This is a genomic window from Pseudomonas sp. P5_A2_2 (assembly GCF_054177685.1).
On sequence record NZ_JBGCUL010000621.1, the window covers coordinates 1 to 2,697 of the forward strand.

Annotated in this window: 3 protein-coding genes and 1 pseudogene; all 4 read right to left on the reverse strand. The window is 61.7% G+C overall.

The features are described 5' to 3' along the window. A pseudogene (locus ACXRVY_RS23190) lies at nt 1-86 on the reverse strand (type II secretion system protein); the annotation flags it as partial. Continuing rightward, nucleotides 61-435, reverse strand: a complete 375-nt coding sequence (locus ACXRVY_RS23195; RefSeq protein ID WP_457266167.1) for a type II secretion system protein — start codon at nt 433-435, stop codon at nt 61-63. The pseudogene ACXRVY_RS23190 and the gene ACXRVY_RS23195, both read right to left, overlap by 26 nt. 4 nt (nt 436-439) lie before the next feature. Beyond that, nucleotides 440-913 carry a type II secretion system protein gene (locus ACXRVY_RS23200; protein WP_223463917.1) on the reverse strand — a complete coding sequence of 158 codons (474 nt, stop codon included), beginning with the start codon at nt 911-913 and terminating at the stop codon, nt 440-442. A gap of 2 nt (nt 914-915) precedes the next feature. Beyond that, a partial coding sequence (locus ACXRVY_RS23205) for a secretin N-terminal domain-containing protein (RefSeq protein WP_458238346.1) occupies nt 916-2,697 on the reverse strand: 1,782 nt, incomplete at its 5' end.

A 2,697-nucleotide genomic window follows, 5' to 3' on the forward strand; every position in this document is an offset into this window, starting at 1 on the left:
CCCATCACGACGATCAGAAACAGCACACCCAGGTAGGTAAAGCCATCCTGACCCGATGGCTTACCACTCGGAATAAAGGCTGCCATCTCGCGCCCTCCCGCCGGCCCCACTCTTGATATCGGCCACCCCGCCCGCCACGCCATCCGGTGGCGCGACTATGACCCAGGTGTCCTTGCGCTCGGAAATCGGGTCCAGCGGCTGGCTTCGCAGGTAGCGCAGTTCGACCAGCTGTTCGATGGAGTCCGGATAACGCCCGGTGTCTCCATAGTAGTGATCCAGCGCCTCGCGCATGGACGACAGGCTCTGGTGCAAGGTGGTCTCTTTGGAGGCCTCCAGGCTGTTGAAGTAGCGTGGCAAGGCGATCGTCATCAGGGTCGCGATGATTGCCATGACCACCATCAGTTCAATGAGGGTAAAACCCTTTTGCCGACGCATAGGCTCACCACTCTCGGTAGGCGATGCCGTTGAGACCCTTGCCCCGGGCCTTGGAGTAAACGTCATAGACGTCCTGGCCCTCCCGCGGGCTCTCAGCGGAACTGTCATAGGAACGCAGGCCCCAGCCACCTCCGTCATCACGCTTGACGGTTGCCAGCGGGTCACGGGGGATGCGCCGCAGGAAATAGAACTTGGCACCCTTGGCGCTGCGCACGTCACGCACACCATCGACCAGCACATTCAGGTTCGGCGGGTAGCCGTTGCTGTCGAGCGACTTCTCGATGTAGCCGGCGTCGAAGGCGCGTTTGTAGGCATCGATGCCATCGCGGATCTGGTACAGCGCGGTCCGCAGTTCCTGCTCTTTGCCCCGGCGTACCACCGTCTCGGTCAGCGGTGCGGCCATGCCGGCCAGCAGGCTGACCAGGGCGAGCGTCACCACGACTTCGATCAGGCTGAAACCGCGTTGTGAGGCGTTCATGATCAAGGCTTCCCAACAGTAACGGTGGTGGCGATCGGTGCGCTCATGGGGCCGGTCTGAACCGTCGTGCTGCTCATCGAGCGGTCCGGTGCCTGGATGTGCATGCTGGTTTCGGTACCGGTCGGGAATTCCATGTCGGACGGGCTCTGGTACGGCAGGTTGCGCACGATCCGCGGGGTGATCGACAGCACCAGTTCGGACTTGCTGACGTCGTCCTTGTTGCTGCCGAACAGGCGACCCAGGCCGGGAATGTCGCCCAGGCCCGGGATCTTGTTGCCGGTGGCGCCGTGGTCGTTGCGCACCAGCCCGGCGAGGATCTGGGTTTCGCCGTCATGCAGACGCAAGGTGGTCTGGGCGTTGCGGGTATCGACCTGGACCGGAATGGTGCCCTGAGCGGTCGGCGTCAGCGGCGTGGCGTTACTGACTTCCAGCGCGATCTTGATCGCCACTTCGTTGTTCAGGTGCACGATGGGCTGCACTTCGAGCTTGAGACCGACGTCGAGGTAGGTCACGCTTTCGGTGATCACCGGACCCTGGGTCGAAGGCACCGAGGTGGCGCTGATGATTGGCACACGCTGACCGATGTGGATACGCGCCTGTTCGCGGTTACTCACCCGGATCACCGGGCTGGCCAGGGTGTTGACGTCTTTGTCCTGGGCGTTGATCTGGGCCTGCGGCGATGGCGAGATGGTAATCCGGCCGGAATTGATGCCCTTGAGCTGATCGAGAATGGTCACTGGCGAGCCGTCGCTGTTGATCACACCGAAGGTGTTGGGCCATTGCAGGCCAAGGTCGAGAATGCGTTGGCGGGCGACTTCCATCACTTCCACTTCCAGCACCACTTCCGGGTTGGACTGGTCCTGCGATTGCAGGAGCTTTTCCGCCATGCGCACCGCGTCACCGGTATCGCGCATGGTCAGGGTATTGAGGCGCTCGTCAACGAACACGTCGCGGGTCTTGAGCATGGTCTTGATCATGTTCAGCGCCGTGTTGGCATCGATGCTGGTCAGGTAGAAGGTGCGCATCACCAGCTCCTGATAGTCCTTGAGCTTCTGTGGTGAGTCCGGGTAGATCAGCAAGGTGTTTTCATTCACCACTTTCTGATGCAACTGGTTCTGTTGCAGCAACAGTTCCACGGCGTCTTCGATACGCACCTCACGGACGAAGATGGTGGCTTTCATGTCCGGGCGCAGGTCCTTGTCGAAGATGAAGTTCAGGCCGGCGACCTGGGACAGCACTTCGAAAATGGTTTTCAGGTTGGCGTCGCGAAATTCCAGGGTCACCGGCCGGTCCAGGCGTGTACGCAACTGCGGGTACGGCACCACGTTGCGGCTCTGCACCAGGCGGATGCTGTCTTGCAGTTCCAGGGCGCCGTCGTTCTTCGGGTCCAGTTCGAGAATCTGTTTGACTTGGCGGTCGGCACCGTAGATGTCACCGCGACGCAGGTCGCTACGGGCCAGTTCGAGTTTCTCGTCCATGCTGCGCAGGTAGTCGAGCTGACGCAGGGAATCCTGGGCACGGCGGTTGTTCGGTTCAATGTTCAAGACCCGGCTGTAAGTCATGCGGGCCCCGGCGAAATTACGCTGGGCCCGGTCCATGTCTGCCTGGGTCAGCAGCGCCGTCACGGCGCGGGCCCGACCGCTGTTAAGGGCCATGTGCAAATCGGTATCGCGAGGGTTTTCACGCAATCCCTGTTCGATGCGGGCCAGACCGGCTTCGTACTGGCCGGATTCCATCAGGGCGGAAGCTTCGTCCCTGGCGATCTGCGCCGAACTGCACGCGGC